This is a genomic window from Epilithonimonas sp. 33E (genome assembly GCF_059372615.1).
The window spans coordinates 2,802,523-2,822,133 of sequence record NZ_CM182009.1 but is presented as its reverse complement, the minus strand read 5'-3'; the positions used below and the strand labels follow the sequence as shown (position 1 = coordinate 2,822,133).

Below are 19,611 nucleotides of genomic sequence, written 5' to 3'. Positions count from 1 at the left end.
AAATAAAAGCTGCCTGTCAAATCTGATAGGCAGTTATCTAATGCTAATAGCCAATTTTGTGAAACAAAAATTCTTAAAATTTATCTCAGATTACAGAATCATTTTCGTAATCTATATTATTGTAGCAGGCGTTACTGCTTACAGCAAATACAAGAGAGGAACTGGTGGTTATAATAATTACCTGATTTTCAAAGGTGTGTTTTATAATACTTTGCAAGAGAAAAACATATTCCTGCAATATCCGGATCTATTTTTTGACAGCAATCACTATGGTGTTTTTTTCAGCCTTCTGATTGCACCTTTTGCAATGATGCCGGATTGGCTAGGCTGTGTTCTATGGAATATGGCAATCACATCAGTTTTTCTTTATGCAGTTTATAAACTTCCGTTTTCGGATAAAAAGAAATCTTTTTTTGCGTGGCTTTGCCTGCAGGAATTCATTACGGCTGCAACATATTTCCAGTTCAATATTATCTTGACAGGATTGCTGATGTTATCTGCAATTTATATTTACGAAAGAAAAGAAACCCAATCTGCCTTTTCAATTCTCATCGGAACTTTTGTGAAAGTTTACGGCATTGTAGGACTTTCCGCATTCTTTTTTATTAAAAACAAACTTCGGTTTATTCTGAGTTTTATAATCCTTGCAATCCTGTTCTTTGTTTTACCAATGCTGATTTCCAGTCCGAAATTTGGAATTCAATCATACCTCGATTGGTATACTTCTTTGTCAGGCAAAAATCTTGAAAATCAAGCCTTGGGAACACGTCAGGATTATTCGTTAATGGGTGTTGTGAGAAGGATTTTACAGAATGCAAGCATTTCAAATCTGGTTTTTCTGATTCCGGGAGCTATCATTTTTATGCTGCCTTATCTCAGGATCAAACAGTACAAACATTTGCCATTTCAACTGATGATTTTAGCGTCAACATTATTGTTTGTTGTTCTTTTCAGCTCGGGTTCAGAAAGTCCGACCTATATCATTGCAATTGCTGGTGTTATGCTTTGGTTTCTGATGCAAAAGAGATTTTCAAAATTGGATATAGGGTTATTGATTTTTGTAATGATTTTTACTTGTTTCGCATTTTCAGATTTATTTCCAAAATCTATAAAAGAAAATGTTTTTGTTAAATATTCTACAAAAGCAATTCCATGCATTTTAGTTTGGTTCAGGGTTATATACGAATTGTTAACCCGGGATTTTGAAAAGGATTATAAATTAGATTAAAGACATGCTCCAATGAAAAAAATTTCGGTTGTAATTCCCGCTCATAACGAAGAAGGCAATATTTCTCTTATTTATCAGAGAATAAAGACTGTTTTTTCGCAGCTTGAAGATTATTATTTCGAAATCATTTTTGTCAATGACGGTAGCAGGGATAGAACACAACTGATTTTAGAGGAACTTGCTACAAATCACAGCGAAATTAAGTTTATAGAGTTCTCACGAAATTTTGGACATCAGCCGGCTGTTAAAGCCGGGATGGACTTTGCAGACGGGAATGCCGTGATTTCTATGGATGCCGACTTGCAACATCCACCGGAACTTATTCCCGAAATGATCCGGAAATGGGAGGAAGGTTTTGATGTGGTTTTGACCAGCAGAAAATATCCCAAGGAGATTTCCTATTTCAAGAAAAAAACATCGGAGATTTTTTACAGATTTCTGTCCAGGATTTCTGATGTCGATTTGAAAAAAGGTGGAGGTTCTGACTTCCGATTGATGGATGCAAGTGTGGTAGAGGTCTTCAAAAAATTTAACGAAGACGATTTGTTTTTAAGAGGTTTAACAAGCTGGATGGGCTTCAGGCAGGCATCGGTCAACTTTTTAGCTGGTGAGAGGAACGCTGGCGAAAGCAGTTATAATATCAAGAAAATGATGAAGTTTGCATTTACAGGAATTACAGCCTTCAGTGTAAAACCACTTTATCTTGCGGCTTATCTGGGATTTATGTTTTCTGTGCTTTCTGTTGTCGGCTATGGAATTTATGTCATCGAATCTTTTGTTTCCGGAACGGAAATATCCGGCTGGGCATCACTCATTATGACGATTGTTTTTTTTGGCGGATTACAATTGATTATCCTGGGGATTTTCGGAATTTATCTGGGTAAAATTTTCAAGCAGGTAAAAGAAAGGCCTAATTACATCATTCGTTCAAAAAATTTATAAATGATTCTATTAAGTTTCGATATCGAAGAGTTTGATATGCCTTTGGAATATAATGGCGAGATTGCTTTGGAAGAGCAATTGGCTGTTTCCAGGAAAGGATTGCAAAATATTCTCATGATTTTGAATGAGAATCATATCAAAGCTACTTTTTTTTCCACAGTTGTTTTTGCGGAAAATAATAAAGATTTGATTCAGCAATTACTTTCCGAAGGCCACGAGCTGGCTTCTCACACTTGGTTTCATTCGGATTTTGTGGAAAAGCATCTGTCAGAGTCCAGAAAGGAATTAGAACAATTATTCGATACAAAAGTAGTAGGGCTAAGGATGCCGAGAATGAGTCCCGTGTCGGAAGATGCTGTTTCTAATGCAGGCTATTTTTATAATTCTTCCATTAACCCGACTTATCTGCCTGGGAGATATAACAACTTCAGCGTCAGCAGAAAACCATTCTGGCAAAAAAAGGTCTTACAATTTCCTGCTTCGGTTTCTACAATATTCAGGATTCCTTTATTTTGGTTAAGTTTTCATAACTTTCCACTTTGGATTTATAAATTGTTGTCTCGATTATCATTAAGTTCCACAGGATTTTTGAACATCTATTTTCATCCCTGGGAATTTGCGGATATATCGGATCCAAAATATAAACTACCGGCTTTTACTTTCAAAAATACGAATGAAGTAATGATAAAGCGGTTTGATGATTTTATCAAATGGGCAAAAAAAAATAATTATCAGTTTTCTACAACCAGGGATTTTTTAGAAAATTGGACTCAAAAAAATAAGAATTGATGAAGATTGCTTACGATGCGAAACGTTTTTTTCATAACACATCTGGATTAGGAAACTATTCTCGTGACCTGGTTAGGATTCTTGCTGAGTTTTATCCACAGAATCAATATATTCTTCTTAACAAGAACAAGTCGGAACGAGGTAGAGATATCTTGGACTTGCCCAATGTTTCTTTTGTGAAAACTTCCGATGGGACAATGTCCAGACAATTCAAAATGGGAAAAGATGCACAAAATGTAGGTGCGGATATTTTTCACGGATTATCCGGTGAATTGCCTTTGAAATGGAACAAAAAGCCAATCAAAAAAGTGGTGACGATCCATGATTTGATTTTTGTAAGATTTCCCCAATATTACACTTGGTTTGATAGAAAAATCCATTTTTGGAAATTCAGAAAAGCGGCTAATACAGCGGATAGAATTATTGCAATCTCTCAGCAGACTAAAGAAGATATTATCCATTTTCTGAAAATCAAAGAAAATAAAATTGATGTCGTTTACCAAGGCTGTCACGCCGGTTTCAAAGAAAAGCCAACTGACGAATTTTTAGAACAGGTTAAAGAAAAATTCGATCTTCCTGATAGGTTTCTCCTGAATGTCGGAACTATCGAAGAAAGAAAAAACCTTTTGAATGTTGTAAAAGCTCTTAAGGATTCTGATATTCCATTAGTAGTTGTGGGAAGCAGAAAGAAAAAAAAATATGTAAAAAAAATAGAGTCTGAAATCAGAAAAAATGGAGTAGAAGTTTATTTTCTTCAAGATGTTTCTATGGAAGAATTAGCTTCGGTTTACAGGTTGGCGGATATTTTTATTTATCCAAGTTTTTTTGAAGGTTTTGGGATTCCTGTCATAGAAGCTTTGTTTTCAGAAACTGTTGTAATTACAAGTAATACAAGCTGTCTGCCAGAAGCCGGCGGTCCGGATTCTGTCTATGTCAATCCTGACAATGTAGATGATATCAAAGCTAAAATCCTGTTCCTCTGGGACAACGAATCTGAAAGAAAACGCCGTGTGGAAAAGGGGTTGCAGTTTGCACAGAAATTCAATGATGATGTGATTGCAAAAGATTTGATGAAAGTTTATGAAGGTTTATAAAAACCATAAAGACACAACGATTCACAAAGCGCACAAGTTTCTTAGTGAACATCGTGTTAATGCTTGGTGAACTTTGTGTTTAAACATAATTCCGTTCCCCAAAAATTGCTGAACCAACTCTTACCGAATTAGACCCCGATTCTATTGCAATCGGAAAATCACCGCTCATTCCCATTGATAGGGTTTCTAATGGTTTCAATTGAGACAATTCGTCAAAAAGGTTTTTCAGAATAGAAAATTCTTCACGGATTTGAGTCTCATCATCCACAAAACTTGCCATTCCCATTAACCCTTTGATTTCAACATTAGGAAAATTTCCTGCTAGATATTGGCTGAAAATGTCTTTGGCTTCGTTTGTTGTTAACCCAAATTTTGTGGCTTCCTTTGCGATTTTGACCTGGAGTAAAATATTGATTTTTCTATTGTTTTTTGCAGCCTCTTTATCAACTTCTTTCAATAGTTTTTCGCTGTCGATACTTTCTATCATTGTGATAAAACCGGCGATATACTTCACTTTGTTGGTTTGTAGATGACCAATCAGATGCCACTCAATATCGTTGGGAAGAACGGGTTGTTTTTCCAGTAATTCCTGAACTTTGTTCTCTCCAAAAGCTTTTTGTCCCAAATCATAAAGTTCTTTGATCTTAAAAGCAGGATTGGTTTTGGAAACTGCAACCAGCTTTATATTTTGCGGAAGCTGAGAAAGGATGTTCTGATAATTTTGCTCGAGCGACATTGTAAATCAATTTTGAAAAATCTGATGCAAAAATAGTTTATTAACCACAAAGTCTCAAAGCTTTCATAAAGAACACAAAAATGAAATCGATTAAATGGTGTTCTTTTTGACAACAACTTCGTACTCCTTGTGTTAAAATTATATTCTAAAATTGCTCTAAAATTCGTAAATTTGAGGAAATTTTTTTCGAATAATAATCACAAAAAATATGAGTCAATTTGATGTAACCGTTATCGGTTCCGGTCCTGGCGGATATGTTGCAGCAATCAGAGCTGCGCAATTGGGTTTCAAAACAGCAATTATTGAAAAATATCCTACTTTGGGCGGAACATGCCTTAACGTAGGCTGTATCCCTTCAAAAGCGTTGTTGGATAGTTCTGAACATTTTGAAAAGGCAAAACACGAATTTGCGGATTACGGAATTATTATCAACGAGCCGAAAGTGGATCTGGCAAAAATGATTGAGCGTAAAAACGGTGTTGTAGAACAAACGACAAAAGGAATCAACTTCCTGATGGACAAAAACAAGATCACTGTTTTTGAAGGTGTTGGAAGCTTTGAGTCTGCAACACAAATCAAAGTGACGAAAGACGACGGTTCTTCAGAAACCATCGATTCAAAATACACTATTATCGCAACCGGTTCAAAACCATCCAGTTTGCCATTCATCACTTTAGATAAAGAAAGAGTCATCACTTCCACAGAAGCTTTGAATTTGAAAGAAATTCCTAAGCATTTAGTGGTTATAGGTGGCGGTGTTATCGGACTTGAATTAGGTTCTGTTTATTTGAGATTAGGTTCTCAGGTGACTGTTGTGGAATTTATGGATAGGATTATCCCGGGAATGGACGGAAGTCTGTCAAAAGAATTGCAAAAAGTCCTTAGAAAACAAGGGATGAAATTCGAGCTTTCTACAGCCGTTTCTGCAGTGGAGAGAAATGGAGATTCTGTGAAAGTAACTGCAAAAAATAAAAAGGGAGAAGAGGTAACTTTTGACGGAGATTATGTTCTTGTTTCAGTAGGACGTAGACCTTATACAGACGGCCTTGGATTGGAAAAAGCCGGTGTGGAACTGGACGAAAGAGGACGAGTGAAAACCAATGACCACCTTCAGACTAACGTTTCTAATATCTATGCAATCGGAGACGTTGTTGCAGGTGCAATGCTGGCTCACAAAGCAGAAGAGGAAGGAACTTTTGTTGCTGAGACTTTGGCAGGACAAAAGCCACATATCAATTATAACCTGATTCCTGGCGTTGTTTACACTTGGCCGGAAGTTGCAGGTGTTGGTAAAACAGAAGAACAACTGAAAGCAGAAGGTGTAGATTACAAAGTAGGGAATTTCCCAATGAGAGCTTTGGGAAGAAGCCGTGCAAGTGGTGACACGGACGGATTTGTAAAAATCTTAGCTGATGCAAAGACTGACGAAGTTTTAGGATTTCATATGATCGGGGCAAGAGCTGCAGATTTGGTTGCAGAAGGTGTTACAGCCATGGAATTCCGTGCAAGTGCAGAAGATATCTCAAGAATGTCTCACGCGCACCCGACTTATGCAGAAGCCGTAAAAGAAGCTGCTTTGGATGCAACGGATAAGCGTTCTATTCATATGTAATAGATTATGGAGATTATATAAAAAGAGAAGCGCAAGCTTCTCTTTTTTTTGACCTTTATCAATGTAAAAAAACAAGGCTAATTTAACTTTTTCATCTTTTCTAAATCTAAAATTGCTATATTAAATGAAATTAAAAATATAAATCTATTTAAATTATTAAATGTATTTTTTTTTAAATATTATTTTAATTGATTTTTATTTTGGCATAATAGTAGATTTGATTAGAATATTATTAAACTATTATTTATGAAAAATATTTTTACTACTTGTTTATTAGTTTTCAGTATTATTTCTTTCGGGCAAGAGGCAGGAAAAGCTGGTGAACTACTGAAAAATGAAGCTTCCAAAAGCGAAATGTCCCAAAGAAACGGAAATAGCAGCAAAAAAGAAGGTACGCTCGACAATTCGGGATACAGGAATAATCAAAACAGCAACAACAGAGGGAGTAACAATTCGGGTTATAACTGGAATCAGAATTATGGTTACGGTTATGCAGAGATATTTTTAAGAATTCCTGAACGAGGTTTTTACACAGTAGAAGTTGGTGATCAGATGTCTGCCAATTCATCAGGAAAATACAGGTTCTTTGACATCATTCCCGGTCTAGTTCCCATTTCTGTTTATGCAAACGGGTATTTGCTTTACAGAACAAGAATTAATGTTCGGAATAATTCCAGATTGGTTTTGGACTTCTTCAGTACTCGTGGATTATATCTTTTAGGGACTTACCAGCTTCAAAACCAGGCTTATGGCAATTATGGTGATATCTGGAACGATATGTGGAATTCACCATATAATAATGGCAATCCGGGACAATGGGATCCTTTTTATGGTACGCAGAATGGTTCTTACGGAAACAATAATAACCAGGGAAATTATGGAAATGTCATGAACAGTACGATGTTTAATTCTTTTTTACAGGTTGTCAGGAAAACAAACTTCGACAGTGATAAGGTATCTGTTATCAAGCAACAATTAAGAAACACAATGGTGACTTCTGAACAGATTAAAATACTTATAGAAACCTTAAACTATGATAAAGACAGATTAGATGTTGCAAAATATGCTTATTCCCGATGTGCAGATCCAAACAATTATTTTGTGATCTATCCTTCGTTTCAATTTCAAAGTTCTGCCCAGGAATTGCGGGATTATATATCAAGATTATAAAAAATTAAGAGAAGCCATTGATTGAGCTTCTCTTTTTTATTTAATTGAATAGCTGGCACATCAATTTGATAGAGTTAAGTGATACAAACATTGTCTAATTAAAACCGATTATTCCTATTTTGTTCTTACTTTTGTTAAAACATTAGTTATGATCAAGGAACTGGATAAGGATTTTACAAGCCTTAACGAATATATAGATCAAATCAAACCAAGCAAAATTTTCATTCTGGTTGATGAGAACACACATAATCACTGCTTACCGGTTTTGCTCCCGAATCTGGAAACTGATGCTCCTTTTGAAGTTATAGAAATAGAAGCAGGCGAAGAACATAAGAATATCGAAACAGCAACGCAGCTTTGGGAGATTTTTTCGGAAATGGAAGCTGACAGAAAATCTCTTTTGATTAATCTTGGCGGCGGCGTTATTACCGACTTAGGCGGTTTTGTGGCATCAACCTATAAAAGAGGTTTTAAATTTATTAATATTCCGACCACATTATTATCGATGTGTGATGCTTCGATTGGCGGGAAAACGGGAATTGATCATCAGTATCTTAAAAATATCATTGGAACTTTTGCTTTGCCGGAGGCTATTTTCTTTTATCCGGGATTTCTTGAAACATTAAAGTTGGAAGAACTGAGAAGTGGCTTTGCAGAGATGCTGAAACACGGTCTGATTGCTGATGCAGCTCATTGGAATGATTTGAGTTCATTGCATAAAATAACTCCTGAATCTATTACACCTTTTATCAATAGAAGTATGGCAATTAAAAATGAAGTGGTTTCCAAAGATTTCAAGGAAGAAAATGTGAGAAAAACGCTCAACTTTGGACACACGATTGGTCATGCCGTAGAAAGCCTGTTCCTTAAAAAAGGGAATCTGATTCCTCACGGAGAAGCGGTTGCTCTGGGAATGATCTGTGAGACGCATCTAGCATTTCTCTGCGGATTGATAGATGTAGAGGTTTCATCTGTTATCATCAGTAAGATCCAAAGATTATTTCCTTATATAGATATCTCCGAATTCAAAAACGGTGCTATCATGGATCTGATGTTTAATGATAAGAAAAATCAGGATGGAAATATCAATTTTTCATTGATTAACGGGATCGGATCCTGCCTTTATGATCAAAAACTAAGTGCTGAACAAATAATTTTGACTTTAAATTTCTATAAAGATCTAAAAAAAAAATAGATGTTATTATTTAATGAATAATGTTTTTAATTCGCTGATAATAAATATCTTATTTTGATTTTTGTTAATTGATAAGTCTTTATAAATATCAAATTTTTAAATTTTGGCAAAGATTTTGGAATTACCCAACTCGTAAAACAAAATTTAAAATTTGAAATTATGAAAAAGTTATTTTTAGGATTAGGTTTAGTAGCAGGAACATTTGCATTTGCACAAACTAGTCCGTCGTTCGGTTTAAAAGCAGGTGTTAACGTATCATCTATTTCAAAAGATGGTTATGATGATACAAAATCCAAAGCAGGATTTTCAGGAGGAGTATTTATGAATGTTCCGGTGTCTGAACAATTCAGCATCCAACCAGAAGTGATGTATAGCCAATTAGGTTCAAAAGTGACTAATAAATATTCGACAACCATAGCTGGTAATACATACGAGGCAACTTCTAGTGCAAAACTTAATTTGGATTATATTACAGTTCCAATTATGTTTCAATTCAGAGCTACACCAGCATTCTATCTTGAGGCTGGCCCAGAATTCGGTTTCTTAACAAGTGCAAAAGCTAAGGATGTGAATACAACAGTAGTTAATGGTTCTACTACTAATACTTCATCTTCTACATCTGAGGATTTGAAAGATTCTTTTTCAGGATTTAATATGGGTGCTGCTTTAGGACTTGGATATGATATTACACCTAATTTTGGTATTAATGCTAGATATGTAGCAGGTTTCACTGATATCAATAAGAAAGATAGTAATACAGATGGTAATACTTCTCTTCAAAATGATGGAAACAAAAATCGAAATAATACTTTCCAAGCAGGAGTTTATTTCAAATTCTAACAAGCATAATATTAAAATATTTTAAAAGACCGATTAATTCGGTCTTTTTTATTGTATAATTTTTATTTTTGTCACTCATAAACGATTATATATGAAGAAAATTTTTGGATTGTTTGGACTAACAATGATGTCGTTAGCATACTCGCAATCGTTTGGTGTAAAAGGAGGTTTGAATGTATCGACTATCAGCAAAGATAATGGCTGGAATGATACGAATGCCAAGATCGGATATTTTGCAGGTGTTTACATGCATGCTTCTGTAAATAGTATTTTGAGTATTCAGCCGGAACTGATTTATAATAATATGGGTGTGAAATATGAAAATGCAAATACAACTCATACTCTGAACCTGAATTATCTTGCGATGCCTGTTATGTTTCAGTTTGAGCCAATCCCAAGATTATATTTTGAAGCTGGTCCGCAGTTTTCTTATCTGGTTGGAAATAAAAACAAATATGAGAGCAGCAATAAGACAATTATTGAGAAGGATAAAGATGCTTATAATCAGCTCGATTTGAGCGCAGGCTTAGGTTTGGGATTTAGATTTAATAATATGTCAGTTGGTGCGAGATATCTGTTTGGCTTTACCGATATTAAAAAATCCGGCTCTACAAGCTGGAATAATGATGACAAGCAATTAAGAAATAATGGATTGCAAATAGGCTTTCAATACGGATTCTAAAAAATATAAGCCCCAACTTATTTGTTGGGGCTTATTGTTGATATTATTTTTATTAGATAAATTACTTAACAATAAGATTTTTACTTGTAGTTTCTCCGTTGTTGGAAATTACAATCTTATAAGTTCCTGATTTCAAATTAGAAATATTAACCTTTGTTTTCTCATTTTCTAAAGATCCGTTGGAAATTAATCTTCCCGAAAGATCAACGATCTGATAAGTAGCACCTTTTGTTATGCTATTCAAAGAAATGTTAACTTCCCCTTTTGCTGGGTTTGGATAGATTGCGAATCCTTTGTTAAAAGCAGATTCATCGACAGCAAGGTTTTTATTAATATTAAATCTGGCAGAATTGACCGCAAAATAGATGTTATTGACCGCTTTTACCATGATTCTTGCATTCCCATTGCTTTCATTTGGAAGAGTAACAACTGCGCTACCTGTATTAGGAGCATCAGCTAATACCGTATTAAATGTAAGTCCATTATCAGATGATAATAAAATCTGAACATCTTGGGTATTGATTGGAGCAGCATTAGTCCCGGCTACATCCCATGTTACGGTTATCTGAGAACCACCGGTATAATTAGCAGCTACGGTTTGAGATGTAACTTTGAAAGGCCCGGTATTAGCAACTGTCACTTTCATTAGATCTCTTGCGGATTGATTTCCTGTTGCTTTGTTATCATTAACCAATAACGAAAAATTAAGTGTTCTTGCTACGTTTGGTATAACTTCCCACTTTGGAGTTAATGTATTTGCCGCAACAGAAGCCATTGCCGGGAAATATCTTTGATTAGATGTTGTCGGGTTGTAAGATCTGAAAACTGTTCCACCGGTTGCAGTGGCTACAGGAGGTTGAGGATTAGTCGCTGAAAGAGAAGCATAATCTGTTTGTTCCCAAAGGTAAGTTAAAGCATCACCATCAGGATCTGTGCCTGCACCCGTTAATACAAATGCGGTTCCGTAAGGAATAGTGTAATCCGGTCCTGCATCAGCTGTTGGTACTCCATTATTATTAGCCGTTTTTGCAGAACAATCTGTTGTTCGGGTAATTATATTGTATATTTCTACAACATTTACAGAATGAAAATAAGCATCACTGTGAGTTTGAACATTATTTGTAGAGGTACAGATACCAGCATAAGCCATAATTGTACTTCCACTTCCAGGTTCTACTGCAGTTGAATTGTTTGCATTACCTTGACAAGAGCCAGTATTGGCTCTGAAAGTATGATTACCGCCGAATTGATGCCCTATTTCATGAGCTACATAATCAATATCATAAGCATCAGCTCTTGGGACAGTAGAACCTGTTACCCCTCTTGCTTTTCCGCTGCTAGCACACACTGATGGTCGCTGTGCTATACCACCGCCTCCAGTACTGAAGATGTGGCCTATATCATAAGAATTGTTTCCAACAGTTTGATCTACAAATGCTTGGTTTTCATCCAACAATGCAACTCCGTTGTCGTTTGAGAATCCAGGTGCATATGCATCTGTATCAATAGACAGTAATAAATCGTTATTAGCAATCATAACCATCGTAAGAGAAACCGTTTTTTCATAAACTCCATTTACTCTTGTCATTGTTGTATTCATAGCAGCTAACACTGCGGCTTTTTTTTGTTCAGTAGTACCTGAAGAAAGACCTGCTCTATTGATATGATAGTTAGAATATTCAACAGTACTAGAGAGTGCTAATCTATATTTTCTGAACATTCCGTCTTGAACAAGAGGTGCTTTTAATAAAATCGGAGTAGTTATACTTTCTGGCAGATTAACTTTTTCAAAATCACAGTTGAAGCGTTCCGGATCAGCAGGTAAGCTTGCCCTTTTGTAAACAATATAATTGGATAGATCGTTAGAATAAGAATCCATATAGCTTACTTCCCAATTATCAAAATACATCACATTCATCCCATCAAAAGGAGAGATGCTGAACCTGATCGTGTTGTTGTTATTATCTTTCTGATATCCCAAATAAGATTTGATGCCGGGATATTTGTCAGATAATTCTTTTTCCATAACTGCCGCTTCCTGTATCACATAATCAACAAGTTTTCCTGAAGCGTTAGGGAATTTTAAAACAAGACTCTCATTCTGAGTTCCACGGTTTGGGGCTTTGTCTAATTCTGATTTTATTCCATCAACATTCAAACTGAAAATTTTGTATTCAGTAGGAAGGGTTTTTCTGTCTTTTAGTCCTGATTTTCCTGCAACGCTTAAATTTTGTACAGGAGTCCAGAAGTTTTTTTGTGCACTCAATAGCATGGAAGCCATGATACCGGTTGCCGTTAATAAATGTTTGATCATAATTAAATTGTATTACTATAATTGAATTTCTTTTTTCTTGAAGAATATTAAATAATTTTAAACTCTTTAATATTAATAGCTGGGTAAAAATAAAAAAAAGCAATCAAATAATGCTATCTGATTGCTTTTTTAACATTCGGGAATAATTGTTATTCGTTTATTTTGACTTTTGTTCCCTGTGTATGTGCACTCATTTGTGGCGCATAATAATTCTGCAAAGTTGTAATTCCATTACTGAATTTTCCACTAGCATTGGCAACATAATCATATTCGAAAACATATTTTCCTTTTGGCATATATTCGATGTAAAAATTAGTTGAAGCATCTTTTGTGGATTGATAGTATCCCAGATTATTTTTCCACTGATAACCGGAAATAACATCCAAAGGTTCGAATCCGGCTGCTCGCATATCTTTCAGATGAATGAACTCCATATTTCTGTCGGTGTTGAGAATCATTCTCACAGTTACTTTGTCTCCAACTTTAACAGGTGAGTTTTCATTGATTTTAATTAATTGTTCGCCATTTTCAGTCTTCACTTTTTTGTACAATTCCTTAGAAATCGAGATATAACTTTCCGAAGATTTTATTTTATCAAGGTCTTCATAATATTGCCAGAACAGACCTCCTTGAACAATTCCAGGACTTTCTTTTTTGATTGTAACTGTTGACAGATTTTTGTCAATATTATCTGAAGTTACAGTTTGTTTTACATAGCCAGTCGCTTGTTCTTGCGGATTCAGTGGTTTTCCGCCCCAAGTGATTTGTGCTTTGTCAGATTCTGTAGTTGTCCAAGATTTCCCGGAATTTAAAATCGTAAAAATAACTTCTGCAGTTCCTCTCGAATTTCCCCAAGAATTCACTTCTTTCTGAGTGATTAGCCAGATTTTAATTTCTTCAATGAAATTTTCATCTTGTGGAGTCAGTTTTTGGAAGGCTTCCAAAGCACCTGCGTGATTTACGGTTTTTGAAGAATACCAACCCCAGTCGTTCAGATTCTGTTTCCAATAAACGCCTTGCGTTTCCGTTTCTGTTGACGTTTCTTTCAGATAAGTCATCAGTTTTTTCGAAACATCTTTCAATCCATAATTGTTAAATAATAAAGCCGAACGATGCAATCCAAAGAAAGTAAAATCGGTAATTTTTGCTGTTTTCGCTTTTGAAATAACCGAAGTTTTCAAAGTGGCACCTTTTGCCTTCAAAGCATATTCTTTTTCCCAATAATGCCTTGTGTCAAGATAATCGAGAACAAAATTATTCCAAATATTCTCCTTTGTCATTCTGAGTGGAGTCAAAGAGTCCCAATATTTATTGACTTCATTATCCACGTAAGAAACCAGTTTTTTGACCATTTCTTTTTGTTCGGAACTTTGGTAATCAGAAAGATTTCCTTTCAGCCATTCATTAATTCTGCCAAGGTTTTTCAGAATATAAAGCGAAGTGTAATAAGAGCTCGGATAACCTTGGTACCAGCTAAATCCACCATCAGGGTTTTGAAGTTTTACCAATTCTGACCAATCTTCATAAATAGAATTTCGCATCGTATTCGCATCGAATAATCTTGCCAGTTTTTGCATTTGTTCCGTTTCATTTTTCGATTCTAAAATCCAAGGCGTTTCGTCCAGTAACAACTGTTTCAACTCCTGATTTTTTTCAAGATTCGAGATCAAAAGACCTTTGGATTGATATTCATCAAAAACAGTTTTCAACTTTGGATTCGCTTTGAAAATCTCCGAAGCCAGGACATCTGCAAACCATTTGTTGAAAACAACATCTGCCGAATTATTGATATCATCTTTCAAACTCGGTAATGTAAACATAATTTCCCAGATCGGATTCGTCGTCAGTTCCAGAGTGTTGGAAACATTGGTCAGAGTTTTAGAATTGGAATTTTTCAGATTGTCTAAAGTGAATGTTTTCGTCTGACCTTCTTTCACAAAAATCGGAAGTACATCGGTTACCAACATTCTGTTCGGAAGAACTGCGATTGCCTTTTGTTCGCCGTCAGAGAAGTTTCCGGCTTTAGCAACAATTTTAATAATAATCGAAGAAACATTGTTTGGAACTTTCAATTTCCAGGTTGCAGATGTGTTTCCATTTTCAGCTAATGAAAAACTTTGTTCCTTATTATATCCGGAAACTGCCGTTAATTGAGTAATTCCGAATTTATCTGTAACATCCTCGTTGGTAAAAGCATCCAAAATCTGCAATTGTGCAAAGCCAGTTAGTTTTTGATTAATTAAACTTGAAATTTTTGTCTGAAGATTCAGTTCGTCGCCTTCTCGCAAGAATCTTGGATAATTAGGCGTAATCGAAAAGTCTTTTTGAGTAACCACAGATTTTTCCAGAATTGCTGCTCTCGCGTCTTTAGTATGAGCTAAAAACATCAGTTTCCATTGTGTCAAAGCTTCCGGAGAAGTGAATTCAAACGATACATTTCCATCTTTGTCTGTAAGAAGATTTGGATAGAAAAATGCAGTTTCATTGAGATTTTGACGAACTGGGATTTTGTCTATATTTTCCGCTGTCTTCTTCTTTTCAGAATAACCAACTATTACAACCTCTTCAAGGTTTTTATTTGTAGAATCTTGTAAATTTATCCCTGCTGCTTTGCCTTGGAGTTTTGCAACTGGTGCTGACATTTCAACCTCGCTTGCATAAGCCATAGCTGGTTTTGGACAACCTTGATATTGAGATGTTCCGGGAACTGTTGGACAAGCATCTAATGAATTTGGAATGCCGTCGCCATCTGTATCCAGGTTTGAACCATAATATATTCTGCCATCAAACCAATTAAAATCAGGTGACTGAATGTAATAATTGCTCTGGTAAGTAAAATAATTCCGATAATATTGCTGTTGCAGATAATTTCCTATAGCATAAGAACTTTCATAAAAAGCCGAATGAAATTTCTGCCAATTCCAGGAATTCACTGCGAACTGATCAAGTGATTTATCATACATATTTGCCAAAACTTCCGCGTTGATTTTTTCCTTATCAGCACCAGAAATTTTGATTGTCCATTTTTCTTTTTGTCCAGGCTGTAATTTGTCCCGGAAAGTCACCGTTTCAATTTTCAAATCATCTTTGCTGTCTGCAATTTTCAAATCAACCGATTCGGTTTTCACATCATTGAAAGCGACCAGTTGGAACTGCAAATTCACTCTCGAGATACTTTCACCTGTTGGAATTACTGTTTCATATTCCAGAATTCCATTTTTGAAAGATTTGGTTTCAGTCACGGTTTCACCTTTTCCATTTTGAATGAAAATATTGACCAAAGCATCCGGAATCGCAGAATAAACAAACACTTTTGCTTTTTCTCTCCGTTTGAAATCCTGAGTTGGTTTAATCACTTCCAAGAATGGATTTTGATTTTCACCCAACGACTTTTTATCCCAAACTTTGAAAAATTGCTCTGTTTTTATCGTATCTTTTCCTTCAATATTGTAAAGCTGAAGTTTATAAGTGCCGGCATTTAATTTTCCTAAGTTAAGCGGTTCGCTTGTCATTCCGAGGGACGAGGAATCTTTAGATTCTTCACTGCGCTTCGCTTGGTTCTGGATGACAGGATTCTTCACTTCATTAAGAATGACGGAAGAAACTTTCCAATTCTTCACATCATCATTTTTATCAAATCTGTCGTGAGGAAATTTCTGTACAAATTCATTCTTTGATAATTGTGGCAAATCCTGAATTACAGAAGCAAAATTCTTTCTGAAAATCTGTTTCGGTTCTTCCAGTTTTTCCAGTTTTAGGTTATATGATTTCTTAAGAATTTGGTCGTTGTAATTCTTGGTGTCAACATTCAACTTCACATCTTCGTCAGAAAATGTATTTCCAATTTCGTTGGCAGTGATATAATGAGAAACCGAAGCGACTTTCACATTGGTATTGGCAGATTGCGTTTCACCATTGATGTCTGTCACAGAAGCATTGATTGCATAATTATCAATTTGGATTCCTTCCAACGTTTCATCTTTTTTCAACTCAATTTTGATAGTAAATTCTCCTTTTTCGTTGGTTTTTACATCTCCAAGAATCGAATTCTCATTGTCATTTTCACGAGGATACCACCAAAAATATCTCCAACGGATATTCTGTTTTTTAATTTCATAATTCACTGTTGAATTGCTCAAAGGAACACCGGAAAACATCGTTGCTTTTCCTTTCAATTCAATAGTTTGGCCGTATTTGTACTCCTCTTTTATTGGCTCAAAAGTCACTTCAAACTTCGGACGCTTGTATTCCTCAACCTGGAAATCCGCGTAGCCGGAAATGTTATAATCCGAGTTATTATCGTTTTCCTCTACTTGAATGTTAAAGTTCCCATTCAATTTATTTTTTGGAAGTGTAAAGCTGCCGTTGACAGAACCAAATTCGTTGGTCGTCAGTTTCAAAGTTTGTAATTCTTCACCATTGGTATCGTGAATTATAATATTCAACGGAACCTTTTCTAATGTTTTCACTTTCTGGGTTTCTCCGTTGATTCCTGTAGCAATGACTTTAAAATAAACAATTTGTCCAGGTCTGTAGATTTTTCTGTCGAGGAAAATTTGTGCTGTTTCCTGATTTTCAGATTGTTTTCTATTATATCGGTTATTTCCGTAAACATCAATCATCACAACATTATTTCCTTTTTTAACAAGGTAGTATCTGTAATAGTTGTCGTCAAGCGATTTTGGAAACTGAAAATTACCCAATTTATCCGTTTTTGCAGTATAGTTTTTTGCCGAATTACCTTCGGTAAATTCTGTAATTTCAAGATTTTCATTCATAAAAGCTTTTCCATTCTCATTATTGACCAATTTCATAATATCCGGATTGGAACCGCTGTCATTCTTTTTGGAATAAATGATCTTGGTGTCAGAAACGATAAAGTAAAAATTACTTTGGACAGAATTTCCCACAACATATTCTGCCAGATAAATTCCTGGTGGAAGAGGTTTTACTTCTAAAGATGTTCTGTGTGTTTTATAATCAGGAGATTGTGGCAAACTGAATTGCTCTGTTCTTATCAAAGATTTTTTAACGCTTGAAAACGGCTTTTGATAGGAATTAGTAACATAATTGAGGAAACTCTGATAATTGTCTTGTAGTTCATAGATATTCAAAGAAAACATTGTGAGGTTTTTTCCTTCCGCAACAATATGAATTGGTTTATTGCTCTGTGTTTCGTTCTCATAAAAAAGAATCAGTTGCGGATTTTTGATGTCATTTTCCTTATTTATGACATTATTAAGGAATTTCGATTTTGGATAAAGTTTCTTTGCATCACCAATCCAAATTAGAGCTGCTTTGTAATCCTGCTTTTGCTGAAGGATTCCAATCATATCATTAATAATCTGAACTTTGTAATCGCCTTTTGCAGATTCGTCTTTAACCAGTTTTTCAAGTTGAGCGAATTGGTCTTTGCAATGATTCGCTTCACAGTTATAATTGATTTTCTGATGTTTAAAATACAACTGAGCATTTCCTGACAGCGAAGCAATTTCCGAGTCATAAATATCATTGATTTTCGTTGAATTGATCTTCAGTTCGTTCGGTGTGAAAATGTTCTGATTGGTAAGAAAATCGATATAATTATAATTGTACCAGTCGGCAAGTGTCGGGAAATATTCAAAATTGTCCGTCGTATCAAATATTTCGCTGTATTTTTTCATCTGGATTTTTCTCAAAGCAGCATTGTCTTTTTCCAGATCCGAATAATTCTTTGACAAATAATTTTTAAAATCCAGCTTGCTCCAGGTTTCGATTTGCGACAAATCTACGTTGTCTATATTGGTTTTCTGATTGATTTTCCAGGAGTTGCTTTGGTAATAATCTCTGATAAATTCCAAAGTCAACAGACGAAATAATTGCCTTTCTTCACCTTTCAGTTTGGGTTCAATGCTTTTCAGTTTGGCAAAAAAAACAGATTTTTCATCATTTTTTACATCGTCATAAGTTTGTTTTGTAATACTGAATTCAGCTTTTAGAGATTTGATAATTTGTATCGCGTTATTATCCTTCAAAGCCTGATTCTGAATGTCCAGAATGATGGGAAGATTGGATTTGTAAGTTCCTTTTTTATAATTGTCTTCGATTTTTTTCCATTGCTGATCGTAGTAGTTTTGTGCAGAAAAATTCATAGTGATAAATATCAATAAGAAAATTGATAAGGACTTTAAGATTTTCATAAGTTTATTTTTTCTCTTGTGTAAGATAGTTTTTTCCGACATTTGTTAAAGTAAATGTCGATTTTAAATTTAACAAAAAAATATGTTATTGACAGTCAGATATATGTTTCTTTGATGGGAACCTGTTTGGCTGCCTATTTTATGCTGGAGCAAAACATATTCCGTTGGCCGACTTTACTTTTAATTTTTATTACTTTTTTCAGCGGTTACCTTTACACCAAATATCAGTACGATAAGAAAACATTTTTTAAGATTCTGATTTTCAATTGTATTTGTGGGATTGTCAGTGTGATTCTGATTCTCAGGAATCATAACGAAATACGACTTTTGAAATGGGCAATTATTGTTATTCTCGGATTGCTTTACAATTCCTTTTTTTTGGAAAAATTTATACGCAAAATTCCTTTGCTAAAGGTTTTTTATGTTGGATTAACCTGGGCTTTAATCAATTCCTGGCTCATTCTTCCGGAATTTGATTGGGAGATTTTTATGATTACCTGGTTATTTATTTCAGCTTTGGTTTTGCCTTTTGATATCAGAGATATGAACAGTGATGATGTAGTGACTTTCCCGATTCTCATTGGCGTCCAGAAAACTAAATTCCTGGCATATTTATTAGTTTGTATCTCAGGCTTGTTAAGTGTTTTCTACCTGGATTTTGCTTTTGCAATATGTTTTTTCCTGACTACAATTATCACATTTTTATTAATTTATTTTTCAGAAAATAATAATCGGGAAGCTTATTTTAGTTTTTGGGTGGAAAGCTGTAGTGGACTTCCTTTGATATGTCTTTTGGCTTACAAATTGATATTGCAGTTTTGTTAAAATCT

At 35.0% G+C, this 19,611-nt stretch carries 13 protein-coding genes; 10 read left to right on the top strand and 3 right to left on the bottom strand.

The window, feature by feature from the left end:
* The first annotated feature begins 40 nt into the window (after positions 1-40).
* Genes AC5P2S_RS12930 through AC5P2S_RS12915 form a run of 4 tightly spaced genes read left to right on the top strand, consistent with a single transcriptional unit; the run spans position 41 to position 4,053 of the window.
* A complete protein-coding gene (locus AC5P2S_RS12930) occupies positions 41-1,228 on the top strand; it encodes a glycosyltransferase family 87 protein (protein ID WP_494555145.1) in 1,188 nt (395 codons plus the stop codon).
* Positions 1,229-1,240: 12 nt separating this feature from the next.
* On the top strand, positions 1,241-2,170 hold the full coding sequence (locus AC5P2S_RS12925; RefSeq protein ID WP_283416657.1) for a glycosyltransferase family 2 protein: 930 nt from the start codon (positions 1,241-1,243) through the stop codon (positions 2,168-2,170).
* Positions 2,171-2,959, top strand: a complete 789-nt coding sequence (locus AC5P2S_RS12920) for a polysaccharide deacetylase family protein (protein WP_494555144.1) — start codon at positions 2,171-2,173, stop codon at positions 2,957-2,959.
* Complete coding sequence (locus AC5P2S_RS12915; protein WP_494555143.1) at positions 2,959-4,053, top strand: glycosyltransferase family 4 protein; 1,095 nt, start codon at positions 2,959-2,961, stop codon at positions 4,051-4,053. Before AC5P2S_RS12920 ends, AC5P2S_RS12915 begins: the two co-directional genes overlap by 1 nt.
* A gap of 79 nt (positions 4,054-4,132) precedes the next feature.
* On the opposite strand, the gene AC5P2S_RS12910 is transcribed toward AC5P2S_RS12915, so the two are convergent.
* Entirely contained in the window at positions 4,133-4,789 is a 657-nt protein-coding gene (locus AC5P2S_RS12910) for a YggS family pyridoxal phosphate-dependent enzyme (protein WP_494555142.1), read from the bottom strand.
* A 208-nt stretch (positions 4,790-4,997) separates the two neighbouring features.
* On the opposite strand from AC5P2S_RS12910, the gene lpdA reads away from it, so the two are divergent.
* The 5 genes from lpdA to AC5P2S_RS12885 all read left to right on the top strand — a co-directional run bounded on the left by lpdA (position 4,998) and on the right by AC5P2S_RS12885 (position 10,288).
* On the top strand, positions 4,998-6,401 hold the full coding sequence (lpdA, locus tag AC5P2S_RS12905) for a dihydrolipoyl dehydrogenase (protein WP_494555141.1): 1,404 nt from the start codon (positions 4,998-5,000) through the stop codon (positions 6,399-6,401).
* Positions 6,402-6,647: 246 nt separating this feature from the next.
* Positions 6,648-7,571 (top strand): proline and serine-rich protein 1 family protein, encoded by a 924-nt coding sequence (locus AC5P2S_RS12900; RefSeq protein WP_494555140.1) that lies wholly within the window; start codon positions 6,648-6,650, stop codon positions 7,569-7,571.
* A gap of 148 nt (positions 7,572-7,719) precedes the next feature.
* Positions 7,720-8,766, top strand: a complete 1,047-nt coding sequence (gene aroB, locus AC5P2S_RS12895; protein ID WP_494555139.1) for a 3-dehydroquinate synthase — start codon at positions 7,720-7,722, stop codon at positions 8,764-8,766.
* A gap of 159 nt (positions 8,767-8,925) precedes the next feature.
* Complete coding sequence (locus AC5P2S_RS12890; RefSeq protein ID WP_494555138.1) at positions 8,926-9,606, top strand: porin family protein; 681 nt, start codon at positions 8,926-8,928, stop codon at positions 9,604-9,606.
* A gap of 91 nt (positions 9,607-9,697) precedes the next feature.
* Entirely contained in the window at positions 9,698-10,288 is a 591-nt protein-coding gene (locus AC5P2S_RS12885) for a porin family protein (protein WP_494555137.1), read from the top strand.
* Between the two features lie 61 nt (positions 10,289-10,349).
* Here AC5P2S_RS12885 and AC5P2S_RS12880 read toward each other — a convergent pair whose 3' ends face one another.
* Both AC5P2S_RS12880 and AC5P2S_RS12875 read right to left on the bottom strand, forming a co-directional pair.
* On the bottom strand, positions 10,350-12,602 hold the full coding sequence (locus tag AC5P2S_RS12880; protein ID WP_494555136.1) for a zinc-dependent metalloprotease: 2,253 nt from the start codon (positions 12,600-12,602) through the stop codon (positions 10,350-10,352).
* A 149-nt stretch (positions 12,603-12,751) separates the two neighbouring features.
* Positions 12,752-18,781: an alpha-2-macroglobulin family protein gene (locus AC5P2S_RS12875; protein WP_494555135.1), complete on the bottom strand. Its 6,030-nt coding sequence runs from the start codon at positions 18,779-18,781 to the stop codon at positions 12,752-12,754.
* 54 nt (positions 18,782-18,835) lie between these two features.
* On the opposite strand from AC5P2S_RS12875, the gene AC5P2S_RS12870 reads away from it, so the two are divergent.
* Positions 18,836-19,606, top strand: coding sequence for a UbiA prenyltransferase family protein (locus tag AC5P2S_RS12870; protein WP_494555134.1), 771 nt, complete (start codon positions 18,836-18,838; stop codon positions 19,604-19,606).
* Positions 19,607-19,611 lie beyond the last annotated feature (5 nt).